The sequence below is a fragment of the Janthinobacterium aestuarii genome, from assembly GCF_051380835.1.
Lineage (GTDB): Bacteria > Pseudomonadota > Gammaproteobacteria > Burkholderiales > Burkholderiaceae_D > Janthinobacterium > Janthinobacterium aestuarii.
In genome coordinates this window covers 406432-425590 of the sequence record NZ_JBNYXU010000001.1, presented here as the reverse complement: position 1 = coordinate 425590, position 19159 = coordinate 406432, and the positions used below count along the sequence as shown (strand labels likewise).

Annotated in this window: 20 protein-coding genes; 3 read left to right on the top strand and 17 right to left on the bottom strand. The window is 64.7% G+C overall.

Translation table 11 applies throughout. From position 1 onward, the window contains the following. Positions 1-60 precede the first annotated feature (60 nt). The 4 genes from ACQ4WO_RS01945 to ybiB form a co-directional block, all read right to left on the bottom strand. Positions 61-513 carry a GatB/YqeY domain-containing protein gene (locus ACQ4WO_RS01945; protein ID WP_034746974.1) on the bottom strand — a complete coding sequence of 151 codons (453 nt, stop codon included), beginning with the start codon at positions 511-513 and terminating at the stop codon, positions 61-63. 190 nt (positions 514-703) lie between these two features. Further along, on the bottom strand, positions 704-916 hold the full coding sequence (gene rpsU, locus ACQ4WO_RS01940; protein ID WP_008451879.1) for a 30S ribosomal protein S21: 213 nt from the start codon (positions 914-916) through the stop codon (positions 704-706). 183 nt (positions 917-1099) lie between these two features. After that, entirely contained in the window at positions 1100-2314 is a 1215-nt protein-coding gene (locus tag ACQ4WO_RS01935) for a BaiN/RdsA family NAD(P)/FAD-dependent oxidoreductase (RefSeq protein ID WP_046686141.1), read from the bottom strand. Between the two features lie 56 nt (positions 2315-2370). After that, positions 2371-3363 carry a DNA-binding protein YbiB gene (gene ybiB / locus ACQ4WO_RS01930; protein ID WP_436480004.1) on the bottom strand — a complete coding sequence of 331 codons (993 nt, stop codon included), beginning with the start codon at positions 3361-3363 and terminating at the stop codon, positions 2371-2373. Between the two features lie 157 nt (positions 3364-3520). On the opposite strand from ybiB, the gene ACQ4WO_RS01925 reads away from it, so the two are divergent. After that, complete coding sequence (locus ACQ4WO_RS01925) at positions 3521-4198, top strand: hypothetical protein (protein WP_436480003.1); 678 nt, start codon at positions 3521-3523, stop codon at positions 4196-4198. Between the two features lie 142 nt (positions 4199-4340). After that, positions 4341-5402 carry a 3-deoxy-7-phosphoheptulonate synthase gene (locus ACQ4WO_RS01920; RefSeq protein WP_436480002.1) on the top strand — a complete coding sequence of 354 codons (1062 nt, stop codon included), beginning with the start codon at positions 4341-4343 and terminating at the stop codon, positions 5400-5402. Positions 5403-5517: 115 nt separating this feature from the next. On the opposite strand, the gene ACQ4WO_RS01915 is transcribed toward ACQ4WO_RS01920, so the two are convergent. Then, entirely contained in the window at positions 5518-5925 is a 408-nt protein-coding gene (locus ACQ4WO_RS01915; protein ID WP_139091172.1) for a nitrite reductase (NAD(P)H) small subunit, read from the bottom strand. Positions 5926-6135: 210 nt separating this feature from the next. Here ACQ4WO_RS01915 and tsaD point away from each other — a divergent pair, with 210 nt between their 5' ends. After that, positions 6136-7176 (top strand): tRNA (adenosine(37)-N6)-threonylcarbamoyltransferase complex transferase subunit TsaD, encoded by a 1041-nt coding sequence (gene tsaD / locus ACQ4WO_RS01910; protein ID WP_436480001.1) that lies wholly within the window; start codon positions 6136-6138, stop codon positions 7174-7176. On the opposite strand, the gene eutC is transcribed toward tsaD, so the two are convergent. The 12 genes from eutC to ACQ4WO_RS01850 form a co-directional block, all read right to left on the bottom strand. Beyond that, on the bottom strand, positions 7177-7950 hold the full coding sequence (gene eutC / locus ACQ4WO_RS01905) for an ethanolamine ammonia-lyase subunit EutC (RefSeq protein ID WP_436480000.1): 774 nt from the start codon (positions 7948-7950) through the stop codon (positions 7177-7179). It lies immediately after the preceding gene. A gap of 9 nt (positions 7951-7959) precedes the next feature. Further along, positions 7960-9348, bottom strand: coding sequence for an ethanolamine ammonia-lyase subunit EutB (locus ACQ4WO_RS01900; protein ID WP_436479999.1), 1389 nt, complete (start codon positions 9346-9348; stop codon positions 7960-7962). Positions 9349-9383: 35 nt separating this feature from the next. After that, the gene (locus ACQ4WO_RS01895; RefSeq protein WP_436479998.1) at positions 9384-10847 is read right to left on the bottom strand and encodes a TIGR01777 family oxidoreductase; all 1464 of its coding nucleotides are present in this window, start codon (positions 10845-10847) and stop codon (positions 9384-9386) included. Then, positions 10844-11485 carry a DUF4166 domain-containing protein gene (locus ACQ4WO_RS01890; RefSeq protein WP_436479997.1) on the bottom strand — a complete coding sequence of 214 codons (642 nt, stop codon included), beginning with the start codon at positions 11483-11485 and terminating at the stop codon, positions 10844-10846. The genes ACQ4WO_RS01895 and ACQ4WO_RS01890 overlap by 4 nt, the downstream gene beginning before the upstream one ends. After that, positions 11482-12036 (bottom strand): GbsR/MarR family transcriptional regulator, encoded by a 555-nt coding sequence (locus ACQ4WO_RS01885; RefSeq protein WP_436479996.1) that lies wholly within the window; start codon positions 12034-12036, stop codon positions 11482-11484. Before ACQ4WO_RS01885 ends, ACQ4WO_RS01890 begins: the two co-directional genes overlap by 4 nt. Before the next feature lie 67 nt (positions 12037-12103). Next, positions 12104-13222, bottom strand: coding sequence for a fatty acid desaturase family protein (locus ACQ4WO_RS01880; protein ID WP_436479995.1), 1119 nt, complete (start codon positions 13220-13222; stop codon positions 12104-12106). Then, complete coding sequence (locus ACQ4WO_RS01875; RefSeq protein ID WP_436479994.1) at positions 13219-14334, bottom strand: sterol desaturase family protein; 1116 nt, start codon at positions 14332-14334, stop codon at positions 13219-13221. Before ACQ4WO_RS01875 ends, ACQ4WO_RS01880 begins: the two co-directional genes overlap by 4 nt. Beyond that, positions 14331-14954 (bottom strand): phosphatase PAP2 family protein, encoded by a 624-nt coding sequence (locus tag ACQ4WO_RS01870; protein WP_436479993.1) that lies wholly within the window; start codon positions 14952-14954, stop codon positions 14331-14333. Before ACQ4WO_RS01870 ends, ACQ4WO_RS01875 begins: the two co-directional genes overlap by 4 nt. A gap of 14 nt (positions 14955-14968) precedes the next feature. Then, complete coding sequence (locus tag ACQ4WO_RS01865; protein ID WP_436479992.1) at positions 14969-16273, bottom strand: F390 synthetase-related protein; 1305 nt, start codon at positions 16271-16273, stop codon at positions 14969-14971. Next, positions 16270-17100: an MBL fold metallo-hydrolase gene (locus ACQ4WO_RS01860; RefSeq protein WP_436479991.1), complete on the bottom strand. Its 831-nt coding sequence runs from the start codon at positions 17098-17100 to the stop codon at positions 16270-16272. The genes ACQ4WO_RS01865 and ACQ4WO_RS01860 overlap by 4 nt, the downstream gene beginning before the upstream one ends. Further along, on the bottom strand, positions 17093-18130 hold the full coding sequence (locus tag ACQ4WO_RS01855) for an NAD-dependent epimerase/dehydratase family protein (protein WP_436479990.1): 1038 nt from the start codon (positions 18128-18130) through the stop codon (positions 17093-17095). Before ACQ4WO_RS01855 ends, ACQ4WO_RS01860 begins: the two co-directional genes overlap by 8 nt. A 10-nt stretch (positions 18131-18140) precedes the next feature. Next, positions 18141-19121 (bottom strand): 3-oxoacyl-[acyl-carrier-protein] synthase III C-terminal domain-containing protein, encoded by a 981-nt coding sequence (locus tag ACQ4WO_RS01850; protein ID WP_436479989.1) that lies wholly within the window; start codon positions 19119-19121, stop codon positions 18141-18143. Positions 19122-19159 lie beyond the last annotated feature (38 nt).

The following is a 19159-nucleotide window of genomic DNA, read 5'->3' as shown; positions in this document are numbered from 1 at the left end:
ACGTGTGGGCTGTTAACAGGCTGCCAGCACGACGGCTGGCAGCCTTGCCACTATTTATGCTTACGCTGCCGGCGTCAAGGCTTTCTTGACCAGGGCGGACACCACCGTCATGTCGGCGCGGCCAGCCAGCTTCGGCTTGACGATGGCCATGACCTTGCCCATGTCTTGCGGACCGGCGGCGCCAGAGGCGGCCACGGCGGCAGCCACTTCGGCCGCCACTTCTTCGTCCGACAGGCCGGCAGGCATGTAGCCCGTCAGGTGCACCAGTTCGGCTTTTTCGATGTCGGCCAGGTCGGCGCGGCCGCCGGCTTCGAACTGGGTGATCGAATCCTTGCGCTGCTTGATCATCTTTTCCACGATGGCCGTCACGTGGGCATCCGTCAGTTCGATGCGCTCGTCGACTTCCTTGCGCTTGATTTCCGCCAGCAACAGGCGAATGGTGCCCAGCTTGCCCGCTTCCTTGGCGCGCATGGCGTTTTTCATGTCTTCGGTAATTTGTTCTTTCAAGCTCATGGCAATCCTCGTTGGTCAGTAGGTGGGTGCTCGTGCGCGGCTACCATCAGCGGGCCACAAAAGCGAAAACCCGCTGCGGCGAACCGGAGCGGGTATGCGACTCATCTGAAGTATCACTCCAGGCGAATCAAAACAAAACCCGTGGCGAACAAGGCGCCGTACTACCCGGGTTGGTTCTGACTGAACAGTCTTAGAATAATTTTTTCGGCAGTTGTTGGCTGCGGATGCGTTTGTAATGACGCTTGACAGCAGCTGCCAGCTTGCGCTTGCGCTCAGCTGTTGGCTTTTCGTAGAATTCGCGAGCGCGCAATTCGGTCAGCAGACCCGTTTTTTCGATAGTGCGTTTGAAGCGACGCATTGCGACTTCGAACGGCTCGTTTTCTTTAAGGCGAATAGTGGTCATGTAAAATTCAAACCGTTGAGGTGGTGTATAGGAAGAGATAGATAGTAGCAGCTTTTATTCGGAAAGGGAAGCCCCTCCCCCACTTGCGTGCGGCATGCAGCCTGCTGTCACTGCCGGAATGTGGCGTAAACCACGCACCGGGGTGGGCGCACGGGGCGCCAGAACCCCATCCTACAGACTTGCTTACTGCAAGGCAATACCTGCCGCGACGCCCGAAGCCCAGGCCCACTGGAAGTTGTAGCCGCCCAGCCAGCCCGTCACGTCAACCGATTCGCCGATGAAATACAGGCCCGGCACTTTATTGGCCATCATGGTCTGCTGCGACAACTCGCGCGTATCGATGCCGCCGCGCGTCACTTCGGCCTTGCGGTAACCTTCGGAACCGTTCGGCACGATGGACCAGGCATTGATGGCCTGCCCCAGCTTGCGCAGCTGCGCGTCGGGCATGTCGGCGATGCGCGCGTCCGGCGCCAGGCCGTTGACGGCCAGCAGGCAGTCGGCCAGGCGCTGCGGCAGCCATTGGGCGACGATATTACCCAGTTGCTTCTTCAAGGTGCCCTTGCCTTCGATCAAGGTCTGCGCCACGTCCACTTCCGGCAGCAGGTTAATGACGATGGGCTCGCCCGGCAGCCAGTAGCTGGAAATCTGCAGAATCGCCGGGCCCGACAGGCCGCGATGCGTGAACAGCAAATCTTCGCGGAAACGCGCGCCCGTTGCCTTGCGGCCTTTCAGGCTGCCCGTTTCCACATCGACTTCCAGGGCGATGCCGGACAATTCCGCGAACGGCGCCCAGCTGGCAGCATCGAACGTCAGCGGCACCAGAGCCGGACGCGGCTCGACCATCGTCAAGTCGAATTGCTTGGCGATGCGGTAGGCAAAATCCGTGGCGCCTATCTTCGGAATCGACAGGCCGCCCGTGGCGATGACGATACTGGCCGTCTCGATGTCGCCGCTATCGGTCTGCAGCACAAAGCCGCCATCCGCTTGCTGGACAACATTGTCGATCTTGCACGGCATGCGCCAGTGCACGCCGCCAGCGGCGCACTCGTCCTTGAGCATGTCGATGATCTGCTCGGCCGATTCATTGCAAAACAGCTGGCCCTTGTGCTTCTCGTGGTAGCCGATCCGGTATTTTTTCACCAGCGCGAGGAAATCCTGCGGCGTGTAGCGCGACAGCGCGCTCTTGCAGAAATGCGGATTTTCCGAGAGGAAATTTTGCGGGGTGGCGTTGATATTGGTGAAATTGCACCGTCCACCACCGGAGATGCGGATCTTTTCAGCCAGTTTGGCCGCGTGATCGATCAACACCACGCGCTTGCCCTGCTGGGCGGCCACAGCCGCACACATCATGCCGGCCGCGCCCGCGCCGATCACTGCCACATCAAATTGTTTTGCCATAAGAATTCCGGTCACCGCTGATTACAAAGACGCCATTGTAAACTGCGACGACGCGGCTAGCGTGGCCGTGCTGCAATCTGTCGCGATGCCGTCAAGCATTGCGCCACCTGCTCGGCGATCGACGGCGGCACAGGCACCTCGCCGCACAGCACGGCCGCGATCCAGGCCGCCGTGGTGGCCGCATCGCGCTCGGCTGGCAAATGCGGCAACTCTTCCACGAGCAACTGCTTTTCCACCAGCACCGTGCGTTCCACGCCATGGAACCAGTCGATCTGCTGCGCCTTGTTGGCGTTGGCCACCGTCTCGCCCTCCGTGCCACGCATGAGGAAAGCGTCGCCGCGCGCGGGATCCGAGGCGGTCAGGAAATACTCACCGAGCATTTCCAGATATTCCGGATGCGTGTACGACACCAGACGCAGAGCGGGACCGGCAAACGGCTGCATGATTTTCACCAAGGTGTGCGTGGAATTGCGCACACCCAACACGCGCCGCAGCGACAGCATCCAGGATAAGCGTGGCGCCAGGGCCTCGATGGGCAGGAAGGCGGCCTCCCCGCGCGCCATGGCGGCCTCGGCTTGCGCATGGTCCGTGGAAGCGGGCACACCCAGCGCGGCCAGCACTTCGGCCGTCGTGATGCGGCCCGGGTCGCTGGTGACGCCATGCACGAGCACGGGCGCGCCCGCGCGCGCCAGCAGCAGCGCCAGCAAGGCCGTCAGGTTGGCCATCTTGCGCGCGCCGTTGTAGCTGGGAATGATGATCGGGGCAAATTCGCCGGCCGGCGCGGCCAGCGGGGCAAATGACGCTTCGGCAGCGTCGAGGAAACCGGCGATCTCGTCCACGGACTCGCCCTTGATGCGCATCGATAACAAAATGCCGCCCAGCTCCAGGTCCGACACGCGGCCCTCGAGCATGGCGCGGTACAGGGCGCGGGCGTCGTCGCGCGTCATGCTGCGCGCGCCGTTCTTGCCGCGTCCTATTTCCTTGATGAAACGTGCTGCGGGGAATGGCTCACTGGCCACATCGGTATGGGGTATGGAAACAGTCGTCATGGCGCCAGCTTACACGGATTTTCCCCCTTGCAGAGGCGCTGGAAGATGCCATAGGCGAGTATGCAACAGTCTTTCAAGCAATTTTTCGATGAAGGTGCATCGCGGCTGCATCCAAACGCGCCACCGCTGCGTATAAGACTGCACAGGAGGACTCATCATGGAACAGGCAATCAAACGGGAAACGGCCTTCGTCGGCATCGAAACGAGCAAGCTGCTGCTGAAAGCCGTGCTGCTCTCGGGTAACGAAGTACTGTGCAAGGTGCTGGAAAACGACATGGCCGGCTACCGCTGGCTGCGTAGCTGGCTGCAAAGAAACGACGTTCCCGTCATCGGCTTGCGCGTCTGCATGCGCCTCGATATGCCGTACAGCGAGGCACCCACCCGCATGCTGGCCGACATGGGCATGGTGGTTTGCGATGCCCAGCCCGCGCAACTGAACGACTATCTGCGCGGCCAGGGCTTGCCCGATGACGCGGCGCACAGCGCCGTGGTGCTGGCCAACTACTGTGCGCACAGGCGCCCCGCGCGCTGGACGCCGCCCTCGCCCGCCTACGTGGAACTGCGGCTATGGCTGCGCCGCCTGCACGCCATCGAAGGCGTGCGCCAGCAGGAATCGGCGCGCCTGAATGTGCATCTGCAGGCTGGCCAGCATGCGCTGCACGCCCTGTTGCGCCAGCAGATCGCCTGCCTCGACGCGCAGATACGCCAGCACGAAAGCGCCATCCTCGAGCATGTGAAGCGCCATCCCGGCCTGCCCCGGCCGCCCGAGCTGGCCGGCAACTACCAGCGCATCGCCCGCTACAGCGTTGGCGCCAGCCTGGCCGGCGGCCATTGAGCGCACGGAGGCCGGCCACGTGCCGGCCCTGCCATAAAAACAACTGAACCATTCCGTTTTGGCTCCATCCCGGCCGCCAGGCCGCATTTCCGCTACACTATTGCCTCTTAAAGAACGCAATCGCGAAAGCCGAGCCAGAATCATGAATACGCCAGACATCGAAAATATCAACGTCACCTCTTTCGCGCCCATGCCGACACCGGCCGAACTGCACGCCAAGCTGCCCCTGTCGGAGAGTGCCTTCGACACCGTCAGCCGCGGCCGCGAAGCGCTGCGCAACATCATCGACCGCAAGGACCAGCGCCTGTTCGTCGTCGTCGGCCCATGCTCGATCCACGATCCCGTCGCCGGCCTCGATTACGCGCGCCGCCTGAAAGCGCTGCAAGAGGAAGTCAAGGACACGATGCTGCTGGTGATGCGCGTGTATTTCGAAAAACCGCGTACCACCACGGGCTGGAAAGGCTATATCAACGACCCGTACATGGACGATTCGTTCAAGGTCAATGAAGGCATGGAAAAGGCGCGCCAGTTCCTGCTCGACGTGTGTGAACTGGGCCTGCCCACCGCCACCGAAGCGCTGGACCCGATCTCGCCGCAATACCTGGGCGACCTGATCGCCTGGACCGCCATCGGCGCGCGCACGACGGAATCGCAGACGCACCGCGAAATGTCGTCGGGCCTGTCGACCCCAGTCGGCTTCAAGAACGGCACCGATGGCGACATCAGCATTGCGGTGAACGCGATTTTGTCGTCGGCGCACCCGCACTCCTTCCTGGGCATCAATGGCGAAGGCAACGTCGCCATCGTGCGCACGCGCGGCAACGCGTATGGCCACGTCGTGCTGCGCGGCGGCGACGGCCGTCCGAACTACGATTCGGTGTCGATCGCCATCGCCGAACAGGCGTTGGCCAAGGCCAAGCTGCCTGCCAACCTGGTGGTCGACTGCTCGCATGCGAACAGCTACAAGAAGCCGGACCTGCAACCGCTGGTGATGGCCGATGTGGTCAACCAGATCCGCCAGGGCAACCGCTCGCTGGTGGGCGTGATGATCGAATCGAACATAGTCAAAGGCAACCAGAAGATCCCGCAAGACCTGTCGCAACTGACCTACGGCTGCTCCGTCACCGACGGCTGCATCGACTGGGACACGACGGCCACCATGCTGCGCGATGCGCATGCGCACCTCGTCAATCGCCCGGCGTAAATATACGGCCAACAATGTTGTCGGATTACGGCCCTGTGGGCCTAATCCGACCTACCCGGCCGGCCGTAGGTCGGCTTAGCGCACAGCGCGTGAGCCGACACCACCACGAAACATATCACGCCATCTGCACATGCGGCAGCAGCGCAAACGAGCCGGCCAGCGCCTGCTCGGCCTTGCTGGCCGGGACATTGAGCTCCTTCAAGTCCAGATAAATGCGCCCGTCCAGGATGCGCACGGCATACATACGCGCCATGCCCTGCACGGGCGCCACCAGGCGGCCCGAATCGAGCTCGATGATCCAGCTGTTCTTCGGCCCCATCAGGTTTTTCTCCATCAGCACCCCCTGCGCGAGCGGGCCGCCCAGGCAGGGCACCGTGTCGAGCAGCGCGTACACCGTATCGTCAGCCGCGCGAAACAGCGCCACGCCGGGCAAATCCTGCCACGCCAGGCCCCGCTGCACCATGCGCGCGCCCGCCAGCGGCATATCCTTCAGGCGGCAAATCATTTTCCATTGTTCCGACATCGCTAGCTCCCTCGAGAAAGGTACACGCTTGCATAAGCAAGAGCGGTGCCAGTGCCGGCGCAGGCGGGGAATGGCCAAAATCCAGGGAAAAACGGCACCGCGCCGCACTGCGCAAGTGCACACTGCCGCCGAAATGGTGCGCCGGCCGCACGGTGGACTGCCCGGCTTTCCTTTACAATGGCGGATTACTCCTCCCTATTTAGCACCTTCATGATTGTTCTTGGCGTCGAATCCTCCTGTGACGAAACCGGCCTGGCCTTGTACGACACGCAACGCGGCCTGCTGTCGCACGCCCTCTATTCGCAAGTCGCCATGCACGAGCAATATGGCGGCGTGGTGCCGGAACTGGCGTCGCGCGACCATATCCGCCGCGCCATCCCGCTGCTCGAAGAAACCCTGACCAGGGCCGGCATCACCCTGCCCGAGATCGACGCCATCGCCTACACGCAAGGGCCTGGCCTGGCCGGCGCGCTGCTGGTCGGCTCCTCCGTTGCCTGCAGCCTGGGCCTGGCCATCAACAAGCCGGTGCTGGGCATCCACCACCTGGAAGGCCATCTGCTCTCACCCTTGCTGGCATCCGAACCGCCGGAATTCCCCTTCATTGCCCTGCTGGTGTCGGGCGGCCATACGCAGCTGATGCGCGTCGATGGCGTGGGCCAGTACACCATGCTGGGCGAGACGCTCGATGATGCGGCGGGCGAAGCGTTCGACAAGTCGGCCAAGCTCCTGGGACTCGGTTATCCGGGCGGCCCCGCCATTTCGCGCCTGGCAGAATTCGGCGACCCGCTGGCCTACAAGCTGCCGCGCCCCATGCTGCACTCGAAGGATTTCAATTTCAGTTTCTCCGGCCTGAAGACGGCGGTGCTGACGGTGGTGAAAAACCATGAAGAAAAAGTCATTGCGAATATCTGCGAGCAGGACAAGGCGAACATCGCGCGCGGCTTCGTCGACGCCATCGTCGACGTGCTGACGGCCAAATGCGTATCGGCCCTCAAGCACACGGGCTTGAAGCGCCTGGTGATCGCCGGCGGCGTGGGCGCCAACGCGCAACTGCGCGCCTCGCTCAACGCGGCCGCCGCCAAGAAGCGATTCAAAGTGTATTACCCGGAGCTGGAATTCTGTACCGACAACGGCGCCATGATCGCCTTTGCCGGCGCCATGCGCCTGCAGATCAATCCCGACGCCGCCAAGCACGATTACTCGTTCAACGTGCGCCCGCGCTGGCCGCTGGACGAGATCCGCGAAGTCTGATCACTTCAGCAGGAAGTGGCGCGCGCCCGCCAGGGCCGCGCCCTCTTCCACCGTTTCATCCTTCAATTCCACGCCCGACAGCTGCCTTGTAAACGCCTGCGACAGCAAATAATGCAGCCGGTACGCCGCCTGCGCATACACCAGCCCCTCGGGGCGCACGTTCGAAATGCAGTTGCGGCGCTCGTCCAGCAAGCCCACTGCAGGTGCCCACGTCAGGTACAGGCCCAGGCTGTCCGGGGAGCTCAAACCCGGCCGCTCGCCGATCAGCACCAGCACGGCCTTCGCTTGCAGCAGTTGCCCCACCTCGTCGCCAACGGCCAGCCGTCCCTGCGCCACGATGTGTACGGGCGACAGCGTCCACGCCTCCAGCGCCAGCCGTTCACGCAGGGCGGCCAGGAACGGTGCCGCGTGACGCTGCACTGCCAGCGCTGACAGGCCATCGGCCGTCACCAGCGCCAGGTCGACTCCCTTGGCAGCGGCGGCCAGCCGCGCCCGTGAAGCGTCGTCGAGCCGGCGCCCCAGGTCGGGCCGTTGCAGATAGTCGGCGCGCGTAGCGGCCGCGCTGTGCAGCTGCACGCAATCTTGCCCCTGCGCGGCGAGAGCGCGCGCCAGGCCCTCGCCATCAAGCGCCAGGTGCACTGCGTCGCGCGCCTGCGCGTGGGCCAGCTGGAACGCCAGCTGCGCCTTGGTCGGCACGCTCACGCCGCGCCGTCCCAACGCGATGCGGGCGGCCGTATGCGCGCGCAGCGCTTGCCAAGGATGGTTCTCGTCCATGTGCCCTCCCTAATCGTCCAGGCGCAGCAGGGCTGCCTGGAAGGCCGGCGCCAGCGCCGTGTTCAAACGGCCCTGCCCATCCGTGATCTGCATGCGCGCCAGCCAGGCCGCGAATTCCGGCGCAGGGCGCAAGCCCAGCACCCGGCGCGCATACAGGGCGTCATGGAACGAGGTGCTCTGGTAGCCGAGCATGATGTCGTCCGCGCCCGGCACGCCCATGATGAAATTGCAGCCGGCCACGCCCAGCATGGTCAGCAAGGCGTCCATGTCGTCCTGGTCCGCTTCCGCATGGTTGGTGTAGCACACGTCGCAGCCCATGGGCAGTCCCAATAACTTGGCGCAGAAATGGTCTTCCAGCCCCGCGCGCATGATCTGCTTGCCGTCGTACAGATATTCGGGGCCGATGAAGCCGACGACGGAATTGACCAGCAGCGGTTGATACGCGCGCGCCACCGCATACGCGCGCGCCTCGCACGTCTGCTGGTCCATGCCGTGGTGGGCGCCGGCCGACAGCGCGCTGCCCTGCCCCGTCTCGAAATACATGACGTTGTTGCCCACCGTGCCGCGCCCCAGCGACAGGGCCGCCGCCCGGCCCTCGCCCAGCAGCGCCAGGTCGATGCCGAAGCTGCGGTTGGCCGCCTGCGTGCCCGCCACCGACTGGAACACGAGGTCGACGGGCGCGCCGCGGCGTATCGCCTCGATGGTATTGGTGATGTGCGTGAGCACGCACGACTGCGTGGGAATCTGGTACTGATCGATGACGGCGTCGAGCAGGTGCAGCAGCGAGACCACCTGTGCCACATTGTCGGTGGCGGGATTGATGCCGATCACGGCGTCGCCGCTGCCCAGCAGCAGGCCATCGAGGATGGAGGCGGCAATCCCCGTGGCGTCGTCCGTCGGGTGGTTCGGCTGCAGCCGCGTGGACAAACGGTTTTCCAGGCCCAGGGTATTGCGAAAGGCCGTGACGACCTGGCACTTGCGGGCCACCAGCACCAGGTCCTGCAGGCGCATGATTTTTGAGACGGCGGCCGCCATTTCCGGCGTGATGCCGGCGGCGACCCGGGACAGCGTTTGCGTATCCGCCGCGTCATCGAGCAGCCAGTCGCGAAAGTCGCCCACGCACAGGTGCGCAATCGGCGCAAACGCGGACCGGTCATGGCTATCGATGATCAGGCGCGTGACCTCGTCCTCTTCATACGGCACCAGCGCCTCGTTGAGGAACAGCGATAGCGGCACGTCGGCCAGCGCCAGCTGCGCGGCCACCCGCTCGCGCGCGCTGGCGGCCGCCACGCCGGCCAGCACGTCGCCCGAACGCAGCGGCGTGGCCTTGGCCAGCAGCTCCTTCAGGCTGGCGAACGCATAGGTATGGCTGTCTATCGTATGACTGAAGCGGGGCATGGTTCGGTTCCTCCGATGCCCCATTCTACGCCAGACTACAGGCTGCGCAACGCCCCTTCCAGCTGCGGATAGCGGAAGGCAAAGCCGTCGGCCAGCAAGCGGCGCGGCGCTACCCGCTGGCCTTCGACCAGCAAGTCGGCCTGCTCGCCCAGCAAGGCTTGCATGACGAAGGCCGGCGTGGGCATGAAGCTGGGGCGGTGCAGCACGGCGCCCGCCACTTGGGCGAAGCGGCGCTGCGCTATGGCTTGCGGCGCGCAGAAGTTATACGCGCCACTGACTGCCTGCTCTTCGCTGCGGCGCGCCAGATGGGCGATGCCGCGGATCACGTCGCGCACGTGCACCCACGTGACCCATTGCCTGCCGCTGCCCAGCGGGCCGCCCACGCCGAAGCGGATCGGTAGCAGCATCTGCGGCAACGAACCCTGGTGGCCGAAGACGAGGCCAAAGCGCATACAGCCCACCTGCACGCCATGGCGTTCCGCCTGGCGCGCGGCCGCTTCCCACTCCTGGCACAGCTGCGACATGAAGATGGCTTGCGGCGCGCTCTCCTCCGTCAATTCCGTCGTGTCGCCCTGCGGCTGCACGCCGTAGTAGCCGATGGCCGATGCCGACAGCAGCACCCGTGGCTTGTGCTGCGCGCGGGCGATCCACGCCACCAGTGCCTGCGTCAGCGCGACGCGGCTGCGGCGCAGGACCGCCTTGCGCGCATCCGTCCAGCGACGCCCGACGATGCGCGCGCCGGCCAGATTGACGACCATGTCGATACGCTGCGCATCCGCCAATTCGTCGAACGACTGGATACAGCGCACCTGGCCGTCAAACGTCCATGCGGCCTGCTTGGGCTGGCGCGTCAGCATCGTCACGGCATGGCCGTCGGCCAGCAAGGCGGCAACCAGCTGCTGGCCGATGAAGCCCGTGGCGCCCGTCACCAGCACGGATTGCGGCGCGGCGGCAAAACGCAGGTGCTCCTCTTGCTCTGCTGTCTCTTGCACCTTGCGCCGTCCCAGCTGCCACACGGCATACGCGTCGCGCAGGCCGGACAAGCCCACGCCCACGCCGCACAGGGCGAGGAAGACGCTGAGCCAGCCATACGGCTGCCACATGAGGGCCGTCGGCAAGGTCGCCCACTGGCTGCTGTTCAGGGCCAGCAGGGCGATGAAGGCGCCCGCGTTAATCGCCAGCACCGTGTGCGTGACCCGCTCCGTGGCGGGCAAGAGGCGCGTCTGGTCTTCCACGACGAAGTCCCACAAGGTCAGCACGATTTCCACGCCAAAGACGATGACCAGCACCCAGGCCCAGGCGCCATGCCACTCCCAGGCCGCCAGGCCCACAAACAGCAGGCTGTAGATCAGGGCGCGCGTCGCGTGGATCGTCAATTCAAGGCGCGCCGACGCCTTTTGCGGGAGCGCCTCGGTAATTTCATGGTGGTAGATGGTGTCGAAGGCGCCCAGGCAGCCTTGCGCCGCCATCAGTTGCAGGGCCAGCAGATGCGTATTCATGGTGTCTCCTTCATTTCCGGTGCGGCGGATTCGCGGAACACGCCCGCCTGCGTGAACGTGGTGCCGAACAGCGCGTGGCGAATTTCGATGCGGATGTTGAACTGCTGCGGCGTCTCGTTGCGGTGGCACAGATACGTCTTGCCGGGCGTGAGCACGCCGGGCAGCGGCAGGCGCCAGCCGAAAAGATCCCAAAAATAACCATCGCTGGTAAAGTGCAGATTGCCGTCTTCGACGTGCAGCACCAGCTTCATGCCCAGGCCCATGCCCACGTATTCGAGCACTTCACCTGTCGCGCTTTCGGCCATGTAGGACGTGAAGCGAATCGGCGCGCGGCCATGCAGGCGGTAGGTGCGCTGCTTGAAGATGAACGGGCAGCCGGGGCGCGAATAGACTTCGATATCGACGGGGAAATCGTGATCGTCATACGGGATCAGGGCGCCATCGATGAAAGGGCGCGTCAACCAGCCGAGGAATTTCCCCAGGCGCGAGCTGGTGAGTTCACTGAGCTCACCCCGGTAATACAGGGGCTGGCCCGGCGCGGGATTTTTCTCGAAGCGGCGGCGGATATCGGGGTGCAGGGTCAGCCACTGCGCGCCCATCACCTTTTTGAACAGTTCTCCTTCCGAAGGGCCGTTCATGATTTTGCGCGCTTGACAGGTTTGTCTTCCGGACTGAGGAACTTGGCCACCTTGCCGCCCATCGACAGCATCCGCTGCAGGGTCGCCGGTGGCAAATTCTTGTAGTCGCTGTAGGTGCTGCTGAGCATTTCCAGAAACGCCAGCACTTCGCCCATGCGCTCCAGGGTAGCCGGCGGTATCGCCGTATCGTGCTCGCCTTCGATCGCGCATTCGCGCAGCACCGTCAGGGTGGGATCGATCTCGCGCCGCTTGCGCTCCTCCATGATGACGCGGAAGATTTCCCACACATCCTGCAGGGCGACGAAGTGATCGCGCCGGTCCCCCATCACGTGCGTGATGCGCGCCAGGCCCCAGCTTTGCAATTCCTTCAGGCTGTTGCTGACGTTGGACCTAGCCACGTTCAGGCTGGCCGCGATGTCTTCCGCCGTCAGCGGTTCGTTCGCCAGGAACAGCAGCGCGTGGATTTGCGCCACCGTGCGGTTGACGCCCCAACGCGTGCCCATTTCGCCCCAGTGCAAAATATATTTCTGCGTGGTCGGACTCAGTTCCATGATTTTCTCTTATTTCTGTCGTTACAGAAATTTAAGACAGAACGGAAATAGAGTCAAGCACGATTCGTCAGGTGCGGGTGGGCGGCTGTCCCATGGCGCGCAGGAACTGCTGCTGCGACGCGTGCAGTTGGCCGTAACCGAGTTCGCGGTAGACGAGGCCGTGGCGCGGCGCCAGTTCGGCCAGGATGCGCGCCAGCGCCGGGTAGTGACGGTGATTCCAGGTGGGGAACAGGTGATGCGTGAGGTGCAGATTCAGGCCGCCCAGCCAATAACCTAGCCAGCGCAGCGCGCGCGGTTTCGGCGTCCAGTCGCAGGCCGTATAAAACGTGTGCTGGTACCAGTCGTGCGGCAAGGTGCCGTCCGCGCCCGGCTGGAAGAATTCCACTTCGGCCCAGTGGGTGCCGAGGATCAGTGCCACCAGCGCGCACGAGGCAATCATCTGGCCCAGGAAATACGCGCCCAGCACCACGCCCCAACCTATTCCATGCTGCTGCAGCACCCACATGGGCAGCGCCAGCACCAGCGCCACATGGCCCAGCTTCCAGCCGAGGAATGACAACCAGCCGCGCCAGCCCTGCAGCCGGCTATGGGCCGCCACGGGCGTCTTGCCGAAGCGGTCCAGCCAGTCGCCATACCAGTTCAGGTACGGCAGCGACAGGGCCGCTACCACGGGCCAGTACAGGTATTGGTAGCGGTACTGGGGCAACCAGCGCTGGAATGGTGTCTGGCGCAGGAAGGGGTTCGGCTCCGTGTCGAGGTCATAGCCTTCCACGTTCGCATACGTGTGATGAAAGTGCACGTGGCGGATGGTCCAGAAATCCGTGTCCACGCCCACGGGCAAGCCCACCAGGCGGATCAGCACGCGGTTCAGGAATCCCCGGCGGAAGACGGCGCTGTGGGCCGCGTCGTGCAGGGTATTCATGGCCAGCGCCATGGCCGCGACCAGGCAAGCGACATAGCTGGCGACAAACGGCCAGGTGCTGTCGGCGTTCAAGGCCAGCGCATACAGGCCCACCGCCAGCGCGGCCAGGAACACGGTTTTCGCATGCAGGCGCGCGTCGCCGAAGCGGTGCGTTCCTTCATCCGCCAGATAGGCGTCGGCGCGGGCGCGCAATTCGCGGCGGAAGGCGGAGTCGCGGGCGGGCTGAAAGCGCAGGGGCGGCAGCGAAGGTACAGGCTGCGTCACGCGCGCGTCCCCGCTGCGGCAGGCCACCACAGGCGGCGCGCGCCGTCGAGGCCATGCGCCAGCAGCGCGGCCAGGAAGACCATGCCCCACACGTCGCGCGCGCCATACCAGCCCAGGTACAGGGCCGGCATGGCCAGCGCGATGGCGACCCAGGCGATGGCGCCCCAGCGGCGCGCGTCGGACAGGCCGCCCAGCGCCAGCGTGCCGCCGAAGATCAGCGCAAACAGAATGGCCTGCTGCGCGCCGGCCAGCACCGCTTCATGGTTGACGTAATAGATCACGAGGCCGAACAGGATCACGCCGCCGATGCCGATGAACAGTTCGGGCACGTGAAAGGTACCGCGCGACTGCCAGTGGGGAAAGCGCGCGCGCAGCCATGTAAATAGTTTGCCGTTGCTGGCCAGCAGCGGATTGTGCGTTGGCGTCATGCCCTTCACGCCATAGCGCATTTCCACGCCCTCGAGTTCGGGCTGGAAGCTGCCGAACAGCCTGTCCCACAGCAGCAGGGTACCGCCGAAATTGCGGTTGATGTAGCGTTTATCCGTGCCGTGGTGCACGCGGTGGTGCGACGGCGTGACCATGAAACGATCGAGGATGCCGGATTTGTTCACCAGCGCATTGTGGTTATAGAACTGCACCGTGTAATGCAGCGACGAGACGACAAGGAAGATTTCCAGCGGCACGCCCAGCACGGCCAGGATGGCGATGAAGGGGAAATTCGTCAGCGACGAATACCAGGAATTGCGCACGCCCAGCGACAGGTTGAAATGCTCGCCCTGGTGGTGCACGACGTGCACGGCCCACAGCAGCGGAATTTTATGGTGCAGCCGGTGCATCCAGTAAAAGCACAGGTCCCAGGCAAAAAAGGCGAACACCCATTGCGCCGCCACGGACCACTGGTCGACGACGTGCAGGTTCGCATGGCGCAGCAGCAGGGCGAAGGCCGCCACTTCCACGCCGCGGAACACCCACATCAGGATGTGGCCGGAATTGAGGTTGAAGATCACGTCCTTCCACGGTACGGGTGTCTTGCGTACCCATTTGAGTATCAGCAGTTCGGCCAGCACGAAGGCCAGCATGATCAGGAACGACAGGGCAAATGGATTCATCATGGTGCGGTTTTGATGGAAACGGCGCGGCGGGCAGCCAAGGATACCTGCATTTTCGCCAGCATGCCGCCGGCGATGCCAACAAACAGGCCGGCGGCCAGGTCGATGCTCACGTGCCGGCGCAGCGCGATGATGGCGTAGCAGATGGCCACGCCCAGCACCAGGGCCAGCGCGGAACGAATCAGGTGGCGTTTGTCGCACAAGGCCCATACGCACAGCAGGGTCAGGGCGCCATGCAGCGAAGGCAGGCAGTTTTGCGTGGAGTCCGCCGCCTGCAGCATGCGCAGCGCCTGCGTGCTCCACGCATTGCCTTCGCCCACGGGCGGGTAGGCGAGCGTGGTCGGATACAGCAGGAAGACCACGCCGCACATGACGGTGGAAAGCGCCATGGCGCGCGCCAGCCAGCGCACGCGGGCCGCATCGGCCGCCAGGTAAGCGTATGGAATCAGGATGAAGAAGGACAGGTACAGCCAGATGGCAGAGTCGCTGTAGGGAATGGCGCGGTCGATGGCCGTTTCGGGCAGCAGTATCCCCTGCCCTTGCAGCAAATCGCTGGAAAAATACACGAGGCCGACGCTGCCCCAGCCGGCCAGCAGATGCAGCAGGCGGGAATACAGCGTCATGGTGTCTACAGATTTCATGCGGTGGCAAGGCGCCGGATGCGGCGCCGTTTCATGGTGGGGTCAAAAGGAGGCAATTCGCCGCTCATCGTCCAGGCCAGGCCATCGGTGGCCACGCCCAGGCCCTGCAGCACCGTTGCCAGGTGATCGCGCAGGCAGGCCAGGCCGGCATCGTCCAGCGCCGCATGCAGTTGCAGGGCCGCTTCGCCCGACTGCACCAGGCGGTAATCGGCATCGGCCGGCAAGGCTTGCGCAAACGCGCGCGTCAGCACGTCGGCAAACACGGCAACCGGTTTGCCGCCTTGCGCGGATGGCAAGGATGGCAAGAACAACATATCGTCGCAGCGCCCTTCGATGCCATCGATGGCGCGCGTGGCGCGGCCGCACGGGCATGGCGCGGCGCGCGCGATCAGGATATCGTCCAGCCGGTAGCGCACGATGGGCTGCGTGATGCGCGTAAAGTCCGTAATCACGGGCACGAAGCGGCGCTGCTCAGCGTCCAGCCACTGCGGTTCGATGTGCACGTATTCCTCGTTCAAATGCAGCACGCCGTGTTCGCAGCTGCTGGCAAGGAAACCCTCGGTGGCCTGGTAGATTTCATGCACGGCGCCAAACGCCTGCACGATCAGCGCGCGGTCCTGCGCTTCCAGCACTTCGGCCACGGAGATGACTTTTTTCGGCGCCAGCGCCAGGCTGCCGTCGATGACGCGCAAGGCCAGTTGGCGCAGCACCTGGGCCGGCGCGACGATGACGGATGGCCGGTATTGCGCCAGCCGCGCGCACAGTGCGTCGAACGGTTCGAACAGATCGTAAAACGCAAAGGTCAGCCATGGCGAACGCACGGCCGTGTACAGATTGCTGTTCGCGCGCAGGAACAGCGCGACTCTTTCGCCGGAAAACAGGCCGTCGGGCAGCGCCTTGGCCAGCATCACGCCCGCCCATTGGGCCTTTTCGCGGGGGCTGACGGTAAACACGGCACGCCGCGAAGAAGTGCCCGACGACAGGCCCACCGTGATGTCGCCGACGGCCGGCGTGAAGTCGCGGCTATGCTCGGCCGCCATGGCCGCATCCATCGCCTGCGCCAACGTAATTCCTTCGGTGTTCATGGCGTCGAAATGCTCGAGCATCAGCGCCTTGTTCATGGTCGGCCAGGCATCGAGCGGCAAGTTGCGGTATGGGGCAAAGTAGCGGCTGCGCGCGCACAGCACATCGATAAAGCGGGCCAGTTGCCGCTGCTGGTAGGCGGCCAGCTGCGCGCGGTCCGCGAAACGCAAGCGGCGCGTGCGCCAGTACGACAGCAACAGCCAGAAAATACGCTTCATGGACGGCCCGCCACTGCAATGTAGTCGACCGTGTCTTCATGCGTGATGCGGATCTGCGCATTGCCCGACCGGTGCAGCTGGTGCAGCCGGTTCAAGGTGGCGTAATACGGCGCGCGCTTGTGCTGGATGACGAACGACAGTTCCGATGGTCCGCGCAGCTGCTGGAAGCTTTCCGGCACCCAGGCCGCGTCCGACGCCAGCAGGGTCCAGCCGCCATCCTGCAGCACGAAGGCGCCCAGATGGCCGATGGCGTGGCCGGGCAAGTCGACGATGTAGATCTCGCCCGTGCCGCTGACGTCGCGCCCATGCGTGAATGGCATCAGGGCCGCCGGCAGGGCCGTCTCGGGCACGCTTTCCACGAAATCCAGGCGGTCGGCGATATCGTTCGGCAGCAGCTCGGGCACGAAGGCCTGGCGCACGGCGGCCACGCCGGACAGGCCACGCACGGCGTCCCAGCCCGTCTTGGACGCCATCAGCCGCGCGCCGGGAAAGTCGCGCATGCCGGCGATATGGTCGGCGTGAAAGTGCGACAGCAGCAAGGTGTGGATGTCGCCGGGCGAAACGCCATGCGCGCGCAGCTGGCCCTGCAGCGACTCGTTCTCGTCAAACGAAATCGGCGTCACCCATGCGTACATGCGGTACACGCCTTTCGACGTGGCGGCGCGGAAATGTTCGGCGTAACCGGTGTCCCACAGGTACAGGCCCGTGCGCGTTTCGATCAGGTAGGCGCGCGAGGGGAAGCAGCGGCTGGCCAGCCCGCTGCCTTTCAAGACCATGCACGACGGATGGGTGCAGTGGCCGACGCGAAACGCGGTGATGCTAGCCATTGCGCTCCTTGCCCACCTTGTGCGCCGCCGCTTCCTGGCGCATCCATTGCGCCGTGCGGGCGATGCCGTCCTGCAGGCTGACGATGGGCCGGTAGCCGAGCACCTTGCGCGCCTTGGCGTTATCGAGCGTCATGTCGAAACTGAGCGCGCCGATGCTGTAGGGCGTCAGCGATGGCTCGCGGCGCGTGAAGCGCGAGGCGAACTGCATCAGGCGCGCGACTACCGCCAGCACGCGGTAAGGCACGCTGACGATCTCGAATGGCTGCTGCAGATGGTCGCAGAACAGGGTGCGCAAGATGTCGCACAGACGCGCCGGTTCGCCATTCGTGATATTGAAGGCGGCGCCGGACGCGATGGACTTGTGCACGGTGGCCAGCCACATCGCGTGCACGACGTTGTCCACATAGGTGACGTCGATGGTGGCCGCGCCGCCATTGGGCAGCGGCAGCTTGCCGCCGCGCTCCTGCAGCACCCTCGCCAGGCGGGGAATCAGGACCTGGTCGTGCGGGCCGAAGATGGCGCGCGGGCGCAGGATCACGCACGTCATGCCGCGCTGGCGGTCGACGCACTCCTGCACCAGTTTTTCCGCCATCGCCTTGCTGCGCGCGTAGGCGTTGACGAAGGCGTCGGGGCGGAAGGTTTCCGGCACCTCGTAGCGGTTGCGGTAGTCGAAATAGATGGCCGGCGTGGAGATGTGCACGAAGCGCGCCACGTGCAGGCTGGCGGCCGCGCGCAGCAGCTGGGCCGTGGCCGTGACATTGGCGGCGATGAAGTCGCGTTCCGCGCCCCAGGGCGACGACAGCGCGGCGCAGTGCCAGACGGTGTCCATGCCGCGCACCAGCTCATCGACCTGGCGCGGCGTGGCCTGCGCCAGGTCGAGCGCGACAAATTGCGCGCCCATGCGTTCGAGTTCGCGGCCCACGGCGGCGTTGCGGCCCGTGGCGCGCACTTCCACGCCCTGCGCCAGCAGGGTGCGCACGGCATTGCGCCCCAGCCCGCCCGTCGCTCCCGTGACCAGTATCCGCCTCATCGCCCCACCTTCACAGGTCAAGTATCATGCCGCCGATGGTCAGGCCAGCGGCCGTGCCCATCATCAGCAAACGCTGGCCTGCCACGGCACGCCCCGTCATCACCGCCTCGTGCAGGGCGGTGGGCAAGGACGCGGCCACCTGGTTGCCATGCGTTTCAAAGATCTTGATGATTTTAGCATCGGGAACGTCGAGGATGCGCGCCGCATGCGCGAGGCCCAGCGGGCTGGCCTGGTGCGGCACGACCACGTCGATTTTTTCCAGTCCCGCACCCGATTCGGCCATCAGTTCCGCCAGGAAATCCGGCATCACCTTGACGGCCAGGCGGAACACGGCCTTGCCATCCATGCGGAACAGGTAGTCGCCCGGTTCGCAGCCATTGCGCGGATTGCGCTCGGTGCCGCCGCCGCGAATTTCGCAGTAGCGCCGCCCTTCCGGATACGTGCCCATCTTGTAGGCGCGGATGCCGGCGCTGCCGTCGCCCCGCTCGACGATGACGGCGGCGGCGCCGTCGCCAAAGATCATCGACGCTTCCGGCTCGCTCCAGTCGACCCCGCGCGACGCGAGGTCGGACGAAACGATGGCGATGCGCCGATAGGCGCCGCCGGCCAGCATGGACGCGGCCACGCGGAAGGCGGCCATGAAACTGAGGCAGCTGGCGTTGACATCAAAGCTTTGCGTGCCTGGCGGCAAACCCGCGTGTTCGGCCACGAAGCAGGCCGTGTTCGGCAACGCCTGCTCGGGCACGCCGCAGGCGCAGATCAGAAGATCGATGTCGGCCGGACGCAGGCTGGCATTCTTCAGCGCGTCGAGCAGGGCGGCGGCGCCCAGCTGGCTTTGCGACTCATCGGGCGCGGCGACAAAGCGCGACAGCACGCCGCTCTTGCGCAAGGTGTAGCCGGCCGGGTGACCCAGTTTCAGGTCCAGGCTGGCGGAGCTAACGCTGTGCGACGGCACAGCTTTGCCCGTCGCGATCAGGCGAACTGGAATCATGTTGGCCTTAAAAAAGTAAAGTAAATACGGTGGATGAA